19 protein-coding genes are annotated in these 18,794 nt (G+C 68.5%); 3 read left to right on the forward strand and 16 right to left on the reverse strand.

Annotation, left to right across the window (positions count from 1 at the left end; genetic code table 11):
• Positions 1 to 8: 8 nt before the first annotated feature.
• Genes ACFW0G_RS10420 through ACFW0G_RS10445 form a run of 6 tightly spaced genes read right to left on the reverse strand, consistent with a single transcriptional unit; the run spans position 9 to position 6,019 of the window.
• Positions 9 to 962 (reverse strand): NAD-dependent epimerase/dehydratase family protein, encoded by a 954-nt coding sequence (locus ACFW0G_RS10420; RefSeq protein ID WP_378324663.1) that lies wholly within the window; start codon positions 960 to 962, stop codon positions 9 to 11.
• Positions 944 to 1,555 carry a dTDP-4-dehydrorhamnose 3,5-epimerase family protein gene (locus tag ACFW0G_RS10425; protein ID WP_378324665.1) on the reverse strand — a complete coding sequence of 204 codons (612 nt, stop codon included), beginning with the start codon at positions 1,553 to 1,555 and terminating at the stop codon, positions 944 to 946. The genes ACFW0G_RS10420 and ACFW0G_RS10425 overlap by 19 nt, the downstream gene beginning before the upstream one ends.
• Before the next feature lie 5 nt (positions 1,556 to 1,560).
• Positions 1,561 to 2,778, reverse strand: a complete 1,218-nt coding sequence (locus tag ACFW0G_RS10430) for a methyltransferase domain-containing protein (protein ID WP_378324666.1) — start codon at positions 2,776 to 2,778, stop codon at positions 1,561 to 1,563.
• Between the two features lie 29 nt (positions 2,779 to 2,807).
• Positions 2,808 to 4,109: an activator-dependent family glycosyltransferase gene (locus ACFW0G_RS10435; protein WP_378324667.1), complete on the reverse strand. Its 1,302-nt coding sequence runs from the start codon at positions 4,107 to 4,109 to the stop codon at positions 2,808 to 2,810.
• Positions 4,106 to 4,837: a class I SAM-dependent methyltransferase gene (locus ACFW0G_RS10440; protein WP_378324669.1), complete on the reverse strand. Its 732-nt coding sequence runs from the start codon at positions 4,835 to 4,837 to the stop codon at positions 4,106 to 4,108. The genes ACFW0G_RS10435 and ACFW0G_RS10440 overlap by 4 nt, the downstream gene beginning before the upstream one ends.
• Positions 4,838 to 4,858: 21 nt before the next feature.
• A complete protein-coding gene (locus ACFW0G_RS10445; protein WP_378324671.1) occupies positions 4,859 to 6,019 on the reverse strand; it encodes a DegT/DnrJ/EryC1/StrS family aminotransferase in 1,161 nt (386 codons plus the stop codon).
• Positions 6,020 to 6,253: 234 nt separating this feature from the next.
• Between ACFW0G_RS10445 and ACFW0G_RS10450 the strand changes: the two genes are divergently transcribed.
• On the forward strand, positions 6,254 to 7,249 hold the full coding sequence (locus ACFW0G_RS10450; RefSeq protein WP_378324673.1) for a Gfo/Idh/MocA family protein: 996 nt from the start codon (positions 6,254 to 6,256) through the stop codon (positions 7,247 to 7,249).
• A gap of 51 nt (positions 7,250 to 7,300) precedes the next feature.
• Here ACFW0G_RS10450 and ACFW0G_RS10455 read toward each other — a convergent pair whose 3' ends face one another.
• The 8 genes from ACFW0G_RS10455 to ACFW0G_RS10490 form a co-directional block, all read right to left on the reverse strand.
• Positions 7,301 to 8,299: a BTAD domain-containing putative transcriptional regulator gene (locus ACFW0G_RS10455; RefSeq protein ID WP_378324755.1), complete on the reverse strand. Its 999-nt coding sequence runs from the start codon at positions 8,297 to 8,299 to the stop codon at positions 7,301 to 7,303.
• 329 nt (positions 8,300 to 8,628) lie between these two features.
• Positions 8,629 to 8,874, reverse strand: coding sequence for an acyl carrier protein (locus tag ACFW0G_RS10460; RefSeq protein WP_378324674.1), 246 nt, complete (start codon positions 8,872 to 8,874; stop codon positions 8,629 to 8,631).
• Positions 8,828 to 10,129, reverse strand: a complete 1,302-nt coding sequence (locus tag ACFW0G_RS10465) for a ketosynthase chain-length factor (RefSeq protein ID WP_378324676.1) — start codon at positions 10,127 to 10,129, stop codon at positions 8,828 to 8,830. The genes ACFW0G_RS10460 and ACFW0G_RS10465 overlap by 47 nt, the downstream gene beginning before the upstream one ends.
• 76 nt (positions 10,130 to 10,205) lie before the next feature.
• Positions 10,206 to 11,474: a beta-ketoacyl-[acyl-carrier-protein] synthase family protein gene (locus ACFW0G_RS10470; protein WP_378324677.1), complete on the reverse strand. Its 1,269-nt coding sequence runs from the start codon at positions 11,472 to 11,474 to the stop codon at positions 10,206 to 10,208.
• Between the two features lie 34 nt (positions 11,475 to 11,508).
• Positions 11,509 to 11,844 (reverse strand): antibiotic biosynthesis monooxygenase family protein, encoded by a 336-nt coding sequence (locus tag ACFW0G_RS10475; RefSeq protein WP_378324679.1) that lies wholly within the window; start codon positions 11,842 to 11,844, stop codon positions 11,509 to 11,511.
• A 120-nt stretch (positions 11,845 to 11,964) separates the two neighbouring features.
• Positions 11,965 to 12,831 carry a hypothetical protein gene (locus ACFW0G_RS10480; RefSeq protein ID WP_378324680.1) on the reverse strand — a complete coding sequence of 289 codons (867 nt, stop codon included), beginning with the start codon at positions 12,829 to 12,831 and terminating at the stop codon, positions 11,965 to 11,967.
• Positions 12,832 to 13,006: 175 nt separating this feature from the next.
• Positions 13,007 to 13,771, reverse strand: a complete 765-nt coding sequence (locus ACFW0G_RS10485) for an SDR family NAD(P)-dependent oxidoreductase (protein ID WP_378324681.1) — start codon at positions 13,769 to 13,771, stop codon at positions 13,007 to 13,009.
• A 54-nt stretch (positions 13,772 to 13,825) separates the two neighbouring features.
• On the reverse strand, positions 13,826 to 14,266 hold the full coding sequence (locus ACFW0G_RS10490; RefSeq protein WP_378324683.1) for a nuclear transport factor 2 family protein: 441 nt from the start codon (positions 14,264 to 14,266) through the stop codon (positions 13,826 to 13,828).
• Between the two features lie 159 nt (positions 14,267 to 14,425).
• On the opposite strand from ACFW0G_RS10490, the gene ACFW0G_RS10495 reads away from it, so the two are divergent.
• Positions 14,426 to 15,208 (forward strand): cyclase family protein, encoded by a 783-nt coding sequence (locus ACFW0G_RS10495; protein ID WP_378324684.1) that lies wholly within the window; start codon positions 14,426 to 14,428, stop codon positions 15,206 to 15,208.
• Positions 15,209 to 15,215: 7 nt separating this feature from the next.
• Here ACFW0G_RS10495 and ACFW0G_RS10500 read toward each other — a convergent pair whose 3' ends face one another.
• Both ACFW0G_RS10500 and ACFW0G_RS10505 read right to left on the reverse strand, forming a co-directional pair.
• Positions 15,216 to 16,655, reverse strand: a complete 1,440-nt coding sequence (locus ACFW0G_RS10500; protein WP_378324685.1) for an NDP-hexose 2,3-dehydratase family protein — start codon at positions 16,653 to 16,655, stop codon at positions 15,216 to 15,218.
• Between the two features lie 108 nt (positions 16,656 to 16,763).
• The gene (locus tag ACFW0G_RS10505; RefSeq protein ID WP_378324686.1) at positions 16,764 to 17,552 is read right to left on the reverse strand and encodes a TetR/AcrR family transcriptional regulator; all 789 of its coding nucleotides are present in this window, start codon (positions 17,550 to 17,552) and stop codon (positions 16,764 to 16,766) included.
• Between the two features lie 123 nt (positions 17,553 to 17,675).
• Here ACFW0G_RS10505 and ACFW0G_RS10510 point away from each other — a divergent pair, with 123 nt between their 5' ends.
• Positions 17,676 to 18,515, forward strand: a complete 840-nt coding sequence (locus ACFW0G_RS10510) for an NAD(P)H-binding protein (protein ID WP_378324688.1) — start codon at positions 17,676 to 17,678, stop codon at positions 18,513 to 18,515.
• The last annotated feature ends 279 nt before the right edge of the window (positions 18,516 to 18,794 follow it).

Genomic DNA, 18,794 nt, shown 5'->3' on the forward strand with positions numbered 1-18,794 from the left:
AAGCCGCCTCACCCGGAGGCCGCTTCCCACGTGTCCCGTACGGACTCCGGCAGGCCGACCGTGGGGCGCCACGACAGCAGCTCGGCCGCGAGCCGGATGTCGGCCCGCGACCAGCCGGTACCCAGGCTCGGCACCGGCCCGGTCCGTCCTTTGAGGACATCCGGTGGAAGACCGGCCGTAGTGACGAACAGCTCGACGAACTCCCGCAGTTCCACCGCGACACCGCTGCCGATGTTCACCACGCGCCCGGTCACCGCCGACTCCGCGGCGAGAAGGCAGGCCATGGCGACGTCACGCACGTCGACGAAGTCGCGTCGCGAATCCGCGATGGCCAGCTCGACGTCGCCGCCGGTCGCCGCGGCCGCGCGCACGAGCGCCAGCAGCTTCCCGGGGAACGCGGCCGGGGACGGGTGCGGTCCGCAGACGTTCACGATCCGCAGCACGACGCCGTCGATGACGTCTTCGCGCGTGGCGTCGAGCACCGCGGCCGAGCCGGCCAGCTTCGTGCGAGCGTAGGCACCGACCGGCGCTGGTTCCAGCGCCTCGTGCATGAGCGCGCCGTCGGGGACGGGGCCGTATTCGAAGATGGTGCCCAGATGCACCAGCCGCGGCCGCCACGGCAGGCGCGCCATCGCGGTGACGAGCCGGTCCACCACCCCGACGTTGAACCGGCGCAACGCCTCTTCCGGGTGTGCCCAGCCATCGGTCGCGTTGGCCGCGTCGGTCGCGTTGATGACGACGTCGGCCCGCGCCCGCCGGAGCAGCTCGGTGAGCACCCCGGCGGGCGCGGCGGCGACGTCGAGCCGGTGGAACCGGTGGGCGGCCACGTGCGACGCGGGATTCCTGGCGACCGTCAGTACCTCGTAGCCGCGTCGGGCGAACACGTCGCACACGTGCCTGCCGACCCAGCCGGTGCCCCCGAGCACCACGGCCCGGCCCGCGGTCACCGGCTCCCCGGCCACAGCTCTCGTTCCACCCGCCGACAATCGTCGTAGCGGGGCAACGCCCCCGCCGCCATGGCGCCGGCCAGCGACGGTGCCGCACTGTCCCTTGTGGACATAACAGGTTCCAGCCCCGTGGGGAGCGGCAGCGCCAGGTCCGGGTCGAACGGCGACAGCGCGAGCTCGTCCTCGGCGACGTATCCTCCGGAGAGGAGGTAGCACATGGTCGTGTCGTCCTCCAGCGCGACGAACGCGTGCCCGACCCCGACCGGGAAGTACACCGCGCGCGGCCTGTCCCCGGACAGGACCACCACCTCGTGCCTGCCGAACGTCGGCGAGCCGACCCGGAGGTCCACGATGATGTCGTAGGCCCGGCCGCTGGAGCAGAACGCGTACTTCGGCCTGCCCGGCGGCGTAGCGGAGTAGTGCACACCGCGAAGCACGTTCTGCCGCGACCGGCTGAGACACACCTGCGAGAGCGAGAACAACGGGTGTCCGGCGGCTTCCGCGAAAGCGGTCCCGTCGAACATCGTCGCGAAGAACCCCCGGTCGTCCGGATAGCTCTCGGCGCCGAACTCGAACGCGCCCGCGACGGCGAGCTCACGTGACTTCACGGTGCTCACACGACGTGGACGTCGGGGATGTACAGGATCCACTTGCCGCCGGACTCGCGGAACGCCCGCTCCTTGGCCATGATCTCCTCGGCGTGGTTCCACGCGAACAACAGGGCGTAGTCCGGATACGGGTTCGAGAAGTCCGAGGGCGGGCGCACCGGGATGCGCGAACCGGGCATGAGCTTGCCCTGTTTGGACGCCGTCGAATCACAGACGAACGGCACGGTTTCGGTCGTGATGCCGCAGTAGTTCGTCACCGTGGCGCTCTTCGCGGTGGCCCCGTAGCCGATGACGCGCTTGCCCTCCGCGCGCAGCTGCCACAGCAGTGTCATCAGGACGTCGCGCACGCCTTCGACCCGCTGCCCGAACCGCCGGAACGTCTCCAGGTCGGTGAGCCCGGCCGCTTCCTCAGCGTCGAGGAACTCCGCGACCGCCGCGGTGGGGGTGCGCGTATGGGGCCGGGCGACGGTGTACCGGATCGCGCCGCCGTGCACGGCGAGGTGCTCCACGTCGACGAGCTGGAAACCGAAGCGCGCTGCCATGTTCGACACCGACCGGACGGAAAGCAGGTAGAAGTGCTCGTCGTAGATCTGGTCGAACTTGGTGTGGCCGATGATGTCGGCGAGGTACCGCTCCTCGAACACGAACACGCCGTGGTCGGCGAGCAGCACGTCGACCCCGCGGAACACCGAGTCGATGTAGGCGATGTGGCTCGTGGTGTTGGCGGAGAAGATGACGTCCGCGGGCCCGTCCGCCGCCCGGATCTCGACGGCGGAGGACTCCTCGAAGAAATCGGTGCGCACGCGCACGCCCGCCGTGGCCGCCACCTCCGCCGCGCCGCCGGAGGGGTCGACGCCCAGATGCCGGACGCCTGCCTCGCTGACGGTCCGGAGCATCACGCCGTCGTTGCTCCCGATCTCGACGACGAACGGGTCCGGCCCGGAAAGCTCGGTCTCCAGCAGGCGCCGGGCGATCTTCTCGAAGTGCTTGGCCATCAACGTCGACTCGGACGTCCGGTACGGGTAGTCCTGGTGAAACATCCGGGCACGCGGAACCTCTTCGAGGAGCTGGACCATGGTGCACGAACGGCAGACCCCGGCCGCGAGCCGGAAGAAGAACTCGTCCCCGGTGTCGGCGGGCCGCCGGAAGGCGTCGGATATGGGCTGCCGCCCGAAATCGAAGAACTCCGTGACGTCCCCGTCGCAGATTCGGCACTGGTGCATGGCACTTTCCCTTCGTCGCCGCGGGTGGGTCACGCGGGCCGGGTCCGGTATTCGGCGGTCAGTTCTTCCAGCAGCGGGACGATGTCGTTGGGCGCGGGTTCCGCGAGCAGTTCGTCACGCAGGCGCCGCGCCCCCTCGACGAACGACGGCTCACCGAGCACCCGGACGACGCACTCCCGCAGTACTTCCGGCGTCGCCGCCGCGATCGGCACGTACAGGCCCGCCCCGAGTTCCTGCATCCGCTGCGCCTTGACGACGGTGTCCCAGCCGTAGGCCGCGATCACCTGCGGGACGCCGTGGAACTCCGCGGTCGCCCGCGTCCCGCCGCCGCCGTGGTGCACGACCGCGGCACAGGTCGGCAGGAGTTCGTGGAAGGGCACGAACTCCACCACGCGCGCGTTGTCCGGCACCGCCGTCAGCCGCTCGCGCTCCCCCGCTCCCAGCGTCGCGACGACCTCGACGTCGAGATCCGCCAGCGCGTCGAGCACGTCGCCCATCGAGAAGATGGCTTCGCCCTGTTCCTGGGCCGCGAGACCGCCGGTAACGCAGATCCGGCGCCGTTCGGCGGGTTCCCGCAGCCAGCCGGGCATCGTCGAGGGGCCGTTGAACGGGATGTAGCGGGTGCCGACGACGCGCGTCCCGACGTCGAGCCGGGTGCTGGGCGGAATCGGCGAGATCGTCCAATGACCGGTGAGAACCTCCTCGTCGAACCGGCAGCCGTACCGTCGCAACGTCCGGTCCAGCCATTCCGCGGTCGGGTCGTCACGCCGTTCCGGCCGCTGTTCCGCCGTGCGCCGCAGGAACTCCCGGCGCGCACGGGTCAGGTGGTCCGGCCCGGAGACCAGCCGGGCGTCGGCCGCGCCGGCGACCCTGGCGACGATCCCGCCCGCCCAGGTGAAGGTCTCGCGGATCACCAGATCGGGCCGCCAGTGGCGGGCGTACTCGACCAGCCCGTCGAGCATCGCCGGGTTGTTCATCGAGTCGTAGAACGTCGGGATCATGATGCTTTCCAGCGCCAGCAGGCTTTCCCGCGTCCACGCGGCGGGATCCTGCCAGGCGAAGTTCTGCACGTGGTCCGAGCCGCCGTTCACGACGAGCTCCCAGGACATCTCGGCTGCCGCCGGGTCACCGGGATCGTCCCAGTCTGCGACGCCGACCGGCACCGCGGTGAGACCGGTCCCGGTGACGGTTCCGGTCAGTTCCGGCGGGGTGGCCACCCGCACCTCGTGCCCGGCGGTGCGCAGCGCCCACGCCATCGGCACCAACGGGTAGAAGTGGGTCTTGTGCGCCGTGCAGACGAACAGGACCCGCAGGGGCGTTTCGGTGCTCATTTGCGGACTCCGGCGAAGAGACCCGGGCCGTTGGGCCTGCCGCCGTCGAGGCTCAGCGCGGGCAGCAGTTCCACGGCGCACCCGGCGCGTTCGAACGCGGCGACGTACTGCTCGCGGGTGAAGAGGCTGACCATGAGCACGTCGGTGAACTCCTTGAAGCCGGTGGAATCCGCGACGACGAACCGGACCTCCATCCTGGTCCGGTCGCCCTGCCGGCTCGAATGCGTGAGACGCGAGATGACCCGCCCCCGCTCCGTGACGAGGTGCCCGCCGACGTGCCCGTCGAGGAAGTTGTCCGGGAACCACCACGGCTCGACAAGCAGCACCCCGCCGGTGTCCAGGTGCGCGGCCATCCGCCCGATCGCCGCGTCCAGCTCGGCGGTCGTGGACATGCAGGCCACCGAGTTGCCCATGCAGGTGACAGCGTCGAACGTCCGTCCGATGGCGAAGTCGCGCATGTCGCCCGCGTGCACGGTCAGTCCCGGCAGCCGTCCCCGCGCGACCTCCCGCATGGCCGGCGCGTACTCCAGCCCTTCGGCATGCGTGAACAGCTCGGCGAAACCGGCCAGATGGGCACCGGTTCCACATGCGACGTCCAAAATAGACATGGCGCCGGGCGCGCGTTCCTTGACCAGTCCGGTGATGGCCGCCGCTTCGCGCTCGAAGTTCTTGCCACGGCTGCGAAAGACGACGTCGTAGATCGCCGCGTGATCCGGTCCGTACTGCATGGTCCCTCCTTGCTCGGGGATTCAGGCGATGGCCGCGGTACGGCTGGTGACCGCCTCGGCGAGCGCGGCGCTGACGAAGTCGACCTCGTCAGGGCCGAGCGCCTGGTGTAGCGGAAGACAGAGCGTCGCCGCCGCCGCGCGCTCGGCGCTCGGCAGGTGGGCGTCGCCACCGTACGCCTTCACCTTGTGCAGCAACGGATAGCGAAACGTCGTGTAGATGCCGCGGTCGTAGAGATCCCTGGCGACGACATCGCGAATCCCGGCGTCCATCTGCACCCAGTACAGGTAGTACGACGACTCGTGCCCGGCGGGAAGCACCGGCCGCGGCACCAGGCCGGCGACGCCCCGCAGGTTTTCGTCGTACCGGGCGGTGATCTCCCGCCTGCGGGCCACGAAACCCTTCAACTTGCCCAGCTGCACGACACCGATCGCGGCCAGCACGTCGTTCATGATGGAACGGCGCGAGAACGAGGAGACCTCGAAATCCCACCACCGGGTATGGGTCCGCATGGCCTCGCCGTACCCGGTGGCCTGTTCCATTCCCAGGTAGGCGAGTTTCGCCGCGCGTGCGGCGAGTTCCGGGTCCTTTGTGTACATGATGGCACCGTCGACGGCGACCGCGATCTTGCCGTGGTCGAAGCTCCACACCCCGATGTCGCCGAAAGTGCCGCAGGCACGGCCCTCGACCGACGAGGCCTGCGCGTTGGCGGCGTCCTCGATGAGACCGATACCCCTTTCCCGGCACAGGTCGGCGATCCGCGCGATTTCGCCGGGATGCCCGCCGTAGTGCAGCAGCAGCACGGCCTTGGTCTTCGCCGTGAGCCGGGAGCGCACGTCCGCGACGCCCGCGTTGAGGGTGCGGGGATCGACGTCGCAGAAGACCGGCCGGGCGCCCCGCGAGGCGACCGCGTTCGCAGTTCCCACGAACGTGACGGTGGGCAGCACCACCTCGTCGCCCGGCCCCACGCCGAGCAGCTCCATGGCCAGGAAAGTGGCTTCGGTACACGAATTCATGGACGTGACCTGGTTTCGCGGCACGCCGATGTGTTCGGCGAAGCCGCTCTCGAACGCGTCGACCCGGGGGCCGCGGCCGATCCAGCAGCTCGCGAAAACCTCCCCGACTGCCGCCAGTTCCTCTTCGCCAAGTGATGGTTGGAACACGTTGATCATCGGCGACGGCACCCGTGCACTCCTCACTGCTCGTGGCTACATGCGGTCGAAACTGCCAGGAAAATCTCGGAGAGGACTTGAAATGCGGTAGGAACCGCGCGCCGCGGACCTCCGCTGTTCTTCAAGCAATGTTCTGCCGCGGGCGGCGAGCATCGCAGATGCGTCTCCCACCGCACCCGAAGACGCGGGCAAGGCGGACCCGACCCGGTCCCCGGCCCTCACCCCGCGGACACTATGAGGTGACTGATGCCGGAACGGAACTCCGGGCGAGTGCTCAGGATCGGGGTCGTCGGCTGCGCGGACATCGCGATCCGGCGCGTCCTCCCCGCACTCGCCGAGTTGGAACCGGCCGAGCTGGTGGCGGTGGCCAGCCGGCACGCGGGCAAGGCCGCCGCCGTCGCGGCGAGGTTCGGCTGCGAAGCGATCACGGGATACCAGAACCTGCTCGCACGGGACGACATCGACGCCGTCTACGTGCCGCTGCCGCCCAGCATGCACCACGAATGGGCGACCAGGGCACTGCGTACGGGCAAGCACGTGCTCTGCGAGAAGCCGCTGACCACCAGCCACGCCCAGACCACCGAACTCGTCGCTCTCGCCAGGGACCTCGGCCTCGTGCTCGCGGAAAACTTCATGTTCCTCCACCATTCCCAGCACGACGCCGTCCGGAAACTGGTGGACGAGGACGCGATCGGCGCACCGCAGGTCTTCTCCAGTTCGTTCGGCATCCCACCGCTGCACCCGGCGTCGTTCCGGTACACACCCGGCCTCGGGAGCGGCGCCCTGCTGGACGTGGGGGTCTACCCGCTGCGCGTGGCGCAGCTGTTCCTGTCGGCCGACCTCGAAGTCCGGGGTGCCACACTCCGGATCGGCGAAACCGGCGTCGATGTCGCGGGCACCGCGCTGCTGCGCGCGCCCGGCGGCGTCACCGCGCAGCTGGCCTGGGGCTTCGAACACTCCTATCGGTCGACGTACTCCCTGTGGGGAACGCGCGGCAGGCTCAGCGTCCTGCGGGCGTTCACCCCGCCGGAACACCACAAACCCCTGGTGCGGCTCGAACAGCAGGACCTGGTCACCGAATACGCGCTGCCCGCCGACCACCAGGTCCGCAACACGCTCGCCGCCTTCGTCGACGCCGCGCTGACCGACGGCGAACCACCGTCGTTCGGACGGGCCCTGCTCGAACAGTCGGCACTCGTCGAGCAGGTCCGCCAGGCCGCCGCCGAGTCCCCAAAGGACTGAACGGATACCGGCCACCGCGGATCTCGCGCCGCGTGGTCCGGAGCGGACAGCTCAGTAGGGCCGGACACTGCCCCAAGCGGAGGTGCGCACGATCTCCCCCAGCGGGCGGGACAGGCGCAGATCCTCGAAGTCCGTCTGTGAGTTGAGAATCGCCTGGTGCACCCGCTGCGTCGGAAGTTCCGGCTCCAGTCCGAGCTCGCCGACAAGGTTCCCGCGAAGCCGGTGGAACACTTCGAGCGCCTGCGCACGCCGTCCGCTGAGGTGGAGCGCACGCATGTACTGCGTGTGCAGGCCTTCGTGGAGCGGGTTCTCCGCGGTGAGCGCCGCCAGTTCGGTCAGTACCTCGCGGTGCATGCCCAGCCGCAGCTCGGCGTCGACCAGGTACTCCAGCACCACCAGGCGCGATTCCTCGAACTGCCGCCGCTTGGACTCGAGAATGCGTCCCATCGGCACGTCCACCAGCGCGGGCCCGCGCCAGAGCCGCAGCGCTTCGTTCAGGAGCCGCACCGCTGTTCGGTCGTCACCCGTGGAGAGCGCTTCCCTGCCGTCGGCGACCAGCCGGTGGTACTCGTGGATGTCCAGCGTGCCACCGCCGGTACTGAACATGTACCCGCCGACCTGGGTCACCAGAATGCTCTTGGCCACTTCGGTGGCGGGCATGCAGGTCGCCGCGACAAACGTTTTACGAAGATTCAGGATATATGTCTGCAGTGTCGTCAGCCCGCTGAGCGGCGGTTCGTCGTCCCACAATTCTTTTATCAGGGCGGAAACAGGGACGACCTGGTCGGCGTGCACCAGCAGAGTGGCCAGGACGTTGCGCAACTTCGGCGCACTCGGCACCGTAAAATTCGATCCGACACGAACAGAAAGCGGCCCAAGCACACCAAGCTCCATGCCAAGTTCCCCCCAGACAGGCAAACATAGTATTGGGTGATTTCCCCGGTTTCGGATCACCGCCAACAGTACTACCGACTTGAAGTCGACAGCAACAAGTTTCCCCTTGCACGGAATTGCCGAAATGCGCGCAGCCGGGTCGACGGCATCGGGCATCACCCAAACGAGTGAACATCGATTCCGATTGCCCGCGCGAGATCCGGACGCCGACCGGCAAGCATCCCGGCCATACCTCCCAATAGCGCAGCCGATGGTCGGCATTAGGCGCAATACACTAGTCCTATTGGCCGACAAAAGCGAGCAGAAGGCAAACCCGAAATAGACATAACCGCCATACAGGTGTAAAAGGCATACCTATAGGAATGTGTCGCAGATCACAACCATATAGCGGTCGAAACACCCCTCACGACATGAAGGGCCTTCGGGACCGAATCTGTCCCGAAGGCCCTTCACAGCCGTGTTTTGTTCACGAACTCAACGCACGATCAAAAACCGTCTCCGACCGCGTTGTTCACCAGACCCAGAAGTGCCCTCGGGGTCGTCGCCTGGACGAGGGCGTCATCGGCGAGTGTCACGCCGAACCGGGTTTGGAGGCGGCCCGCGGCCTCCAACAGGGAAACCGAATCGTAGCCCAGGTCGGCGAAATCGGTATCCAGGATGTCGCCGCCCAGCGGCATGTCGGCCTCACCCGCACACTCGTACAGAACCGTGGTCAGATCGTCCAGCGTCAATTGGCGCACTTCTCCCACCTCTCCTACTGTCGGCCCGCTCGCGCTTCCCCGTCACGACCATCGCGGCGTTGAACCCGCCGTGACCGCGCGCCAGCACCAGCGCGGTCGTGGCATGGACCCGGCGTGGCCTTGTCACCAGGTCGAGTTCGAATTCCGGCACTATTTCCGCGACGTTCACGGTCGGCGGAATCATCCCGCGCCGCAGCGTCAGCAACGCCGTCGCCAGATCCAGCGCCGCGCCCCCCGCGCTCAGCCTGCCGGTCATCGTCTTCGGCGCGGTGACGGGGACCCCACGGGGGCCGAACACGGCACGCAGCGCGTCAGCCTCTATCCGGTCCAGTTTCGGCGTTCCGGCGGCGTCGGCGAACACGACGTCGACATCCCCCGGCCCGATCTCGGCGTCGGCGAGCGCGAGTTCGATCGCTCGGCGCAGGTTCGGTGGGCGCCCCGAACCCGGCGCCGGGTCGAAAGTGGCGGCGTGGCCCGCGAGCACGCCGTACCACGAGGTCACGCCGCGGGCGCGGGCCGACTCCTCCGACTCCAGCACGAACAACGCACCGCCGTCGCCCGGCACGTGCCCCGACGCGTTGACATCGAAGGGAAGATAGGCACGCGCGGGCTCTTCGGCCGTGCTGATCCGGCCGCCGGCCAGCTGTGCCACCCAGCCCCACGGGCACGGTGAACCGTCGACTCCGCCTGCGATCATCGCCGGCACGCCTCGGCGCACCTGCCGCCTGGCCTGCGCGAGCGCGTCGAGACCGCCGGCCTGCTCGGTCACCAGTACCCCGCTCGGCCCGCGCAGCCCGTGCCGGATCGAGATCTGGCCCGAGTTCACCGCGTAGAACCACGCAAACGACTGGTAGGCGCTCACGTGCTCCGGGCCCCTGCTCCACAGCTTGTGCAGCTCGTTGTGCCCGAATTCGAACCCGCCCGCCGAACTCGCGGTCACCACCCCGACGCCGTACTCCGGCATCGACGCCGGCACCAGGCCGGCGTCGGCCAGCGCCGACCCCGCGGCCACGAGCGACAGCCTCGTCACGTGGTCGGTCTGCGGGAGCAACCTGCTGGGCAGGTGCTCCCTCGGCTCGAAGCCCGAGATCTGCCCGGCAAGCCTGCTCGGGTACCGTTCCGGGTCGAAGCGGGTGATCCGGCCGATCGCGGCGATGCCGCGCAGCGTGTTCGCCCAGTGGGAGCGGGCGTCGAGACCGGTGGGCGCGACGACACCCATACCCGTGATCACCGTGGCCGACGTCATGCGAGCGCCTCGATGCGCGCGACAACGCCCCATCCCTCGCGGCGCGTGCTATCCATGATTCGCTCCTCAGCCGCGTTCACGCGGCGATCCTCTCCGGTGACCGCAGCAGCATCGCGCTCTGGAAGCCCCCGAACCCGCTGCCGACGCTCAGCACGGTCCGCACCCTGTGCTCGCGCGCGGTCAACGGGACGTAGTCCAGATCGCATTCCGGGTCGGGCTCGTGCAGGTTGGCGGTCGGCGGGACGAGACCGTGTTCCATCGCGAGCACGCACGCGGCGAGTTCCAGCGAACCGATCGCTCCGAGTGAATGGCCGATCATCGATTTGACCGAGCTGACCGGCGTCCGGTAGGCGTGCTCGCCGAGGCTGCGTTTGAACGCGGCCGTTTCGTGCCGGTCGTTCTGGACCGTGCCGGAACCGTGCGCGTTGATGTAGTCGATCTCCCCCGCCGGCGTCGCCGCCTGCGCCAGCGCCGCCCGGATCGCCTCGGCCATCTCTTTCCCGTCGGCCCGGAGCCCGGTCATGTGGAAGGCGTTGCTACGGGTGGCGAAACCGGCGATCTCCGCGTAGACGCGCGCGCCGCGCCGCCGGGCGTGGCCGAGTTCCTCCAGCACGAAGACGGCGGACCCCTCGGCGAGCACGAACCCGTTGCGGCGGCGGTCGAACGGCCGGGACGCGTGTTCCGGATCGTCGTTGAGCGGCGTGGTCGCCTTGATCGCGTCGAAGCACGCCACGGTGATCGGGGAGATGGGCGCGTCGGTCGCGCCCGTCACCATCACGTCCGCCGTCCCGTCGCGGATGAGCTCCGCCGCGCTGCCGACCGAGTCGAGACCCGAGGTGCACCCCGTCGAAACGAGCGACACCGGACCCTGCGCGCCGACGTCCCTGGCGACCTCGGCGGCGATCGAACTCGGCACGAGATAGCCGAAAAGCTGCGGTACGGCGTAGGCGGGATCGACCAGCCATTCGCGACCACCGTCGCTGACGACACGGTACTCCGCTTCGAGGCCCGTCGTGCAGCCCACCGCGCTGCCGAGCACGACGCCGACGCGCGCCGGGTCGAGCGCGTCGAAGTCCAGCCCGCTGTCGGCGAGGCTTTCCCTCGCGCTCACCACGGCGAGTTGCGCGGCCCGGTCCATGCGCCGGATCTCCTGCGGGGTGAGTCCTTCGGCCGCCGGGTCGAAGTCGCACTCCGCCGCGACCTGCGAGCGGAACGGCGAAGGGTCGAAGAAACTGATCCTCCTGGTCGCCGTGCGCCCCGTGGACAGCAGCTCCCAGAACGGTTTCGTCCCGAGCCCCCCGGGTGCCACCACTCCGATTCCGGTCAGCACCACCTGACGATTCATCCGTGACCTCGCTGGAATAGTGGAAGGAGACCGACTAACCGGGGAACGCCTGCTGGGCGCGGTACAGGTGGCCGACGTTGGTCGACCTGGCGCGGATCTCCTTGGCGTGCGGCACGAATTCGGGCTGGGCGACCGCCTTCTCCCAGGACTCCACGTCCTTCCACAGCGCGACGTTGACGTAGCGGTCCTGCTTGTCCTCGTCGACGTGCCGCGAGAGCGTGTACTGGATGAAGCCGGGCTGCCGCGCCATGAACGCGGAGACCTCGGCGAAGACCTTTTCGAATTCCTCACCTGGGCAGTGCACGGTAAAAGTGTTGATAAACGTGATCGGAGCGCTGCCTTCCACCGTGCCGAACTCGTGCACTGACATCGGTTGATACTCCTTTTCCGTTTGGGGATTGCGTCATCGCGGCCGCTGCCCTCAAACGTGCTCGAACGCACTCAAAGGCAACTCAAGGAACAACTGAACACGGTGCGCGCCGAGCACGGATCAACCGAATGCGACCAGCTTTCCCCGATCGAGCTGACGCGCCCGGCGCACCACCCAGGAATAAAAGGCGCTGTCCCAGAGCGGAACGTCGCCGGTCTGGTAGACGACGAGTTCCACGCCGTGGCAGCGGGCGACAGCCTCGCCGCGGAGGATGTCCGCCAGCGCGACGGCGGGCGGCCCCGGTTCCGCGCCGGACGCGGCGACGACACGGACACAGTCGAGTCCCGTGGGCACGCCCTCGGGACAGAACAACAGTGTTTCGTCGGCCACCCAGCGGGATTCGAACGACCGCACCTCGTCGAACACCGCGACCACGTCCGAAGTGGTGACCGGCCACGGCTCTTCCTCCACGGTGACCACAAGACTTTCCCGGCATCCGGCGGCGATTTCCCGCGCGGCCGAACGGTCGGCGCCGTAGATGCGGACGATCGAAAGCGAGGGTAACGCCACGGTCAGCACCCACAGCCAGACCCGCGCGTGCGCACCGACGCCGTACAGGCCAAGAGATCGGGCACCGGCGGGCGCCAGATACCGCGCCGCGAGCCCGACCGGAACGGCTGCCCGCCAGGCGTCGAGCGCGTCACCCGACGCGAACCCGATGGGGGCTCCGTCGTTGTTCACCAGCATTTCGGCCGCGTCCGTCGCCCGCGCCCCGCCCGCCGGGCGCACGCGCAGCGTGACGTCGTGCTCGCCGCCGACGACGTCCCGCAGTTCGACGGTGAACGTTCCGTTCCTCACCGCGAGGGTCAACGTCGCGGCGGCGGACGTGGCACCGGTGTCCAGGACGATCTTCTGCAGGACCCAGAACGCTTCCTCCACCAAGGCCGGATCCGCGAACATCTCGTCCAGATCACGTTTTGTGAGCACCAGCGGCACCGCGACATCCCTCCGTTGCGACGGATTCGAATCGATATCCGATTCGAATTCCTGAGTCGAACGGTGATAGTAGACGAGACCGAACCCTATACGCATATGCGCTTTTTCTGCGGCGGCAAAGACGCGCCGGGTTTCGCCGTGCGGATATCCGCACGGCACCCGAACCTCAGACGGTGCTCGCCCCGCCGTCGACGGCGAGCACGGCGCCGGTCATGAAGCCCGCTTCCCGCCGGGTCAGCTGAAGGACCCACCACGCGATCTCCTCCGGCGACGCGACCCTGCCCAGCGGCGCGTACTCGCTCATCTCCGCCAGGAACCGGCGGTACTCGGCCGGGGTGGAACCCATCCTTTCGCCCATGCCGGTATCGACAACGCCGGGCGCGAGCGCGACGACCCGGATTCCCCTCGGCGCCAGCTCCGCGGCCCAGGTACGGGTGAGGAAGTCGATCGCGACCTTGCTCGCACCGTAAAGCGACATCCCCGGCCAGGCACGGCGGCCGAGCGAACCGGCCGTGCTGAGATTCACCACCGTGCCCTGTGTTTCGGCCAGCGCGTCCACCGCACGCTGAGTCAGCAGTAGTGGCGCGCGGAGGTTCACCGCGAGCTGTTCGTCCGCGCGCCCGGGGTCGATCTCCCCCATGGCGGCGGGCACGGCGATCGCGGCGTTGTTGACCAGCACGTCGATCCGGCCCAGCTCGCGCAGCGCGGTCGACACGACCAGTTCGGGCGCCTCGGCGCCGGTGATGTCGGCGACGAGCGGCCGGATGTTTTCCCTCCCCTCGGCGGTTTCGGCGAGACTGGCCGGGGTGCGGCCCACCACGAGGACCTGGTCGCCGCGGTCGGCGAAGGCACGGGCCGTGGCCCGGCCGATACCGGTGCCACCGCCGGTGATGATCACGGACCTCGGGGAGCGAATCTGGGAATCGGTCACCCCGCGAAGGTAGGCGGCGGCACTAGAATCTCGGCTCAGCACCGCTGTACCTCCTCAGCGCACGTCGTCGCGGGTGACGACACGCTGGTACACCTTCAGTTCACCGTCCTCCCACACCAGCACGTCCTCGCATACGCACATCGCGTGCAATCTCGGTGCCGCGCCCGGAGCCGTGGCGATGACCTGGACGTAGGACCGGACGTGCAGCCGGCCGTCCGGCTGGGGAACCACGGAGACCATCGTGTAGCAACGCCGGTAGGTTTCGCCCGCTTCGGCCCACGCGGCGAGCGCGTTTCGCAGTCCGGCAAGGAGATTCGCGTGGCCTGTCACCGGCTCGGCGATCTTCGGCGGGGAAAGCAGCGACGCGTCGGCGGTGAATGTCCGCACCGCTTCCTCGGCGGGCCCCTCGTCCATGAGCTGGATGTGCCGCGAGTAGAACTGCTGTACCTCGGCGTAGACCTTTTCGAACGCTCGCTGACCGGCCGGTACTGACACGGCATTCCACCTTTCGTCCACCACGCGGGCCGACTCCCGCCCTGGCCTCACCCTGTCACCGCGGTTTCGAGATCGGGCAGGAGAACGGTATAGCCATGCTCCGACATATTTCGAGCATCTGCCGGAAAAGTGGCGCCCACAAAGAAAAGGAGACCGGCCATGCGGATCATCGACCTTTCTTCGCCCGTGGACGCCAGCGGCTACGAGCCCGATCCCGTGGTGCACGAGGTGCTTTCGCCGAGGGAAGGCGCGGTGCACATGAGCGAGGAGATGCGCGAGCACTTCGGGCTGACGTTCGATCCCGACGCGCTGCCGGGCGGGGAATTCCTTTCACTGGACCGGATCTCCCTCACCACCCACACCGGCACCCATGTCGACGCGCCCGCGCACTACGGTTCCCGGACGACGTACGGGACGGGAACTCCGCGCACCATCGACGAGGTCCCGCTGGAGTGGTTCCACCGCCCCGGCGTGGTGCTCGACCTCACCGGCGCGCCGACGGGCGTCGTCGGCGCCGACGGGCTGAAGCGGGAATTCGACAGGATCGGGTATGTCCCTTCACCACTGGACATCGTGCTGCTGCACACCGGCGCCGACCGGCTGGCCGGGACGGCGCGGTACTTCGGTGACTTCGCCGGGCTCGACGGTCCTGCCGTGAACCTGCTCCTCGATCTGGGAGTCCGCGTCATCGGCACCGACGCGTTCAGCCTGGACGCCCCGTTCGGGGACATCATCCGGCGCTACCGCGAGACCGGCGACACCTCGGTGCTGTGGCCCGCGCACTTCACGGGACGGGACCGCGAATACTGCCAGATCGAGCGGCTCGCCAACCTCGGCGCGCTCCCGTCGCCCTTCGGGTTCCAGGTCTCGTGTTTCCCGGTGAAGATCGCGGGAGCCGGGGCGGGCTGGACGCGGGCCGTCGCGCTCGTCGACGAGGACTGAGCGCGGCTCACGCCGAAAGGCTGTGCAGGCACGCCACGAGACTGCGTGCCTGCACGTTGAGATAGTGGCTGTGCCGCAGGAGATCCACCAGCTGCCGCAGCGTCGCCCAGCGGAAGTCGGGATGGTCGAACGCGGGGTCGTCGTCCACTTCGACCACGACGTATCGGGTCCTGGCGTCGAAGAACCGGCCGCCCTCTTCGGACAGCGTCGTGTCGAACCTGATCCGTGAGCGGTCGGCGGTCAGCACCGCGTCGAGGAACCTCGGGAGCGCGTCCGGCGGCAGGTGCTCGATGTTGTCGGGCGTGCACTGCACGGTCGGCGCGAGTTCGATGACGTCGACGTAGCCGGGCTCCACCCTGGCGTGTACCAGGACGTGCAGAACCCCGTCGACGCGCTTGACGAGGAACGCCACGAGCCCGGCACCCTTCGGCCGGATCATCGGCTGCATCCAGCCACCCACCTCCCGGCCCGACGCCTCGACTTCCACCCCGATCACGTCGAAGAACAGGCCATCGACGTGCGAGACGACCCCGGCCGCGCGCTGCCAGTGCGGCAGCCGGGCCAGCGGCACCGTCGTGGTGCGGACATCCGTGCTGGAACGTGATTCGGTGATCCAGCTCAGGATGTTCTCCATGCTGTTCAGGCTTCCGCCCCCGGCACCGCACGAGCGCGCCAGCGCGCCGCGGAACCCGTCGTCCCCGGCACCGGGAAGCGCCGGCGTGCCGTCGCCGGCGAACGGGAAGCAGGACAGTACCGTCCTGGTGTCCATGTTGATCAGATCGTCCACGGCGAGCAGCTGGTGCACCTGGCCGAGCGTCAGCCAGCAGAATCCGTCCAGCAGCGGGACGTCCTCGGTGACCTCCACGATCATGTTGCGGTTGCGCTTGTGGCGGAACCAGGAGCCCTGCTCGGACTGGCGGACGTCGGCGATCACCTGGTGCCGCGCCGTGTCACGGAAGTAGGCGAGGTACGGAACGTCCCTGCCGCCGTGCACCCTGGTGTAGTTGCTGCGCGTCGCCTGCACGGTCGGCGAAAGCTGCAGGCCGTTGTGGTTGCCCGGTTCGGCCTTGGCCTGCATCAGGCAGTGCAGGACGCCGCCGAACTCCTTGACAAGGATCCCGAGCACCCCGACCTCGGGCTGATTGATGATCGGCTGGTTCCAGGTCCGGATGCGCCGGTCCGGCACGTGCACCTCGATGCCTTCGATCCGGAAGAACCGGCCGGTGTCGTGGACGATATCGCCGGTTCCCGGCGCGGTCGACCAGCCGGCCAGCTCGTCGAGCGGCACACTCCGGGCGCGGGTGTAGGTGTGTACCGCGAATCCGGTGAACCAGTCGTGGAAACCGGCGAGCCCGGTGACCATTCCTTCCCTGGTCAGAACGGATTCCGCGATCCTTTCGGTGATCTCGGTGGTCGTGCCGGACAGCCGCGTTGGCGTAGGGGGCATGGCGGGCTCCTTACCGGTCGCATTCCCCGGCAACGCTGTCAGGCCGAGCTGGAAACCCGCCTCCGCAACAACTTGAGCCTCGCTCGAACCGCGCTGGAATCGCGGCGGTCACCCGCCGCTCGCGCGCATGATGACCGCGTGGATACCGTCGAGCAGTCGCTGGAAGCCGAACCGGTACACGTCCGCCGCGCCCAGCGCGTCGAGCCCTTCGAAGCCGTTGTCCCGCCAGCTCGCGAAGATCTCCGGATAGCGCTGCGGGTCGAAGTAGTCGTTCCAGAAGGACATTCGCTCCGCCCACCAGTCGTCGTTCGATTCGCCGCTGGTGCGCTCCAGCTGATCGGCCGTCACCTCGACCCGGCAGATGGCGTCGACGACCACCTGCACCGCGTTGGCCGCGGCGACCCGCTCCTGCGGAGTGAGTCCCAGCCCGGACAACGCCGACAGCAGGTACTCGTCGCCGTCCATGACACCCGGCCCCAGCGGCGGGCGGCTCAGCGAAACCTGCCCGAGCCAGGCGTGGTCGCGGAACATCGTCCTGGTCCGGTCGGCATACAGCTCGAGCTGGGCGCGCCAGCCCTTCGGCTTCGGCGCGTTCCCCAGCGGGAGCGCGCGTTCGCGGAGGACACGGTCGACCATCAGGTCGATCAGTTCCGCCTTGCCGGGCACGTAAGTGTAGAGAGTCATGGTGCCCACGCCGAGCGACTTGGCGACCTTGCTCATGGACAGCACGGACAGCCCGTGGACGTCGGCGACGTCGAGCGCGGCGGCCAGCACCTCGTCGACGTTGAGCCCCGGTCTGCGGCCCAGCACCGGCCGCCCGTCCTCGGGACGGCTGGTGCGCCACAGCAACGGAAGCACCTTGTCCGGGTCACCACCGCCACAGTGCTCCGTCGCCATCGCCGCTGTTCACCTACTTGTCCCGCCCGCCGGTCGTACCACCGAGACCTTACCGTACGTGCTACGGTAACATTCTCGTATCCAGTACCATAAAATCGAAGGCCGAACGCGAAGGAGAAGGACGTGACGATCCTGGTAACGGGAGCCACAGGGAATGTGGGCCGGCTCGTGGTCGACGAGCTGCTGAGTATCGGCGCGACGGCCGTCCGCGCACTGACCGTCAGTCCGAAGAGGGCGAACCTGCCGGCGGGCGTCGAGGTCGCCAAGGGCTATCTCGGCAAGCTCGAGACCCTGCCGGACGCGCTCGACGGCGTCGATACCGTGTACCTCGCACCGGTGCCGGAAACGGTGAAGGAGTTCACCGAACTGGCGAAGAAGGCCGGCGTGAAGCGGATCGTCGTGCTCTCCGGCGAAGGTGCCGACGAAGAGTCGCGAAAGGACCCGTCGGAGTGGTTCTACTACGGATCCGAATATGCCGTGGAGCAAGGCGGATTCGCCTGGACGCACCTGCGGCCGGGCGTGTTCATGAACAACACGCTCGACTGGGCCGACCAGATCCGCGCCGACGGCCGCGTCCGCGCCCCCTTCGGACAGGCCCTGCAGACCCCGATCGACCTGCGGGACATCGCCGCGGTGGCTGCCAGGGCACTGGTGGACGACGCCCACGACGGCAAGAAGTACCGGCTGTCGGGGCCCGCCGCGATCACCCAGGTCGAGCAGTTGCACGCGATCGGCGAGGCGATCGGCCGCGAGCTCGAATGGGAGGAGCTGACCCCCGACCAGGCTCGCGAGTACTGGGGCGGACAAGGATTGCCCGAGGACGTCATCGAGTTCCTGATCGACGTCTTCGAGAAGACGATGCGCACGCCCCAGGTGCCGATCCAGACAGTGGAGGAACTCACCGGACGTCCCGGGTGCACCTACGCCCAGTGGGCAAAGGAGAACGCGGACAAGTTCACATAGGCCGAACACGTTCCCATGGCCGAACGGGAACGCCGGCCCACCTCGCCGGCAGGCTGCCGCTCGCCGGAATTGCGGCCGGGGTGTCCTGCCGGCGCGTCGTTCACCACGGCGGCCACTATTGGACAACGCGCCCACCCATGAGCCCAAGGAGTCTCAGCGGATTGTGAGCAAACCTTTCCGGGGCACGGATGTGCGAGGCCCGCCGCGCTGTTCCAGGTGATCGGCCAACGCCGCCGCGAAGCCCCACGATCCTTCTTCGCTTACCCGCTCGGATTCGGC

The organism is Amycolatopsis sp. NPDC058986, assembly GCF_042741125.1.
Classification (GTDB): Bacteria; Actinomycetota; Actinomycetes; order Mycobacteriales; family Pseudonocardiaceae; genus Amycolatopsis.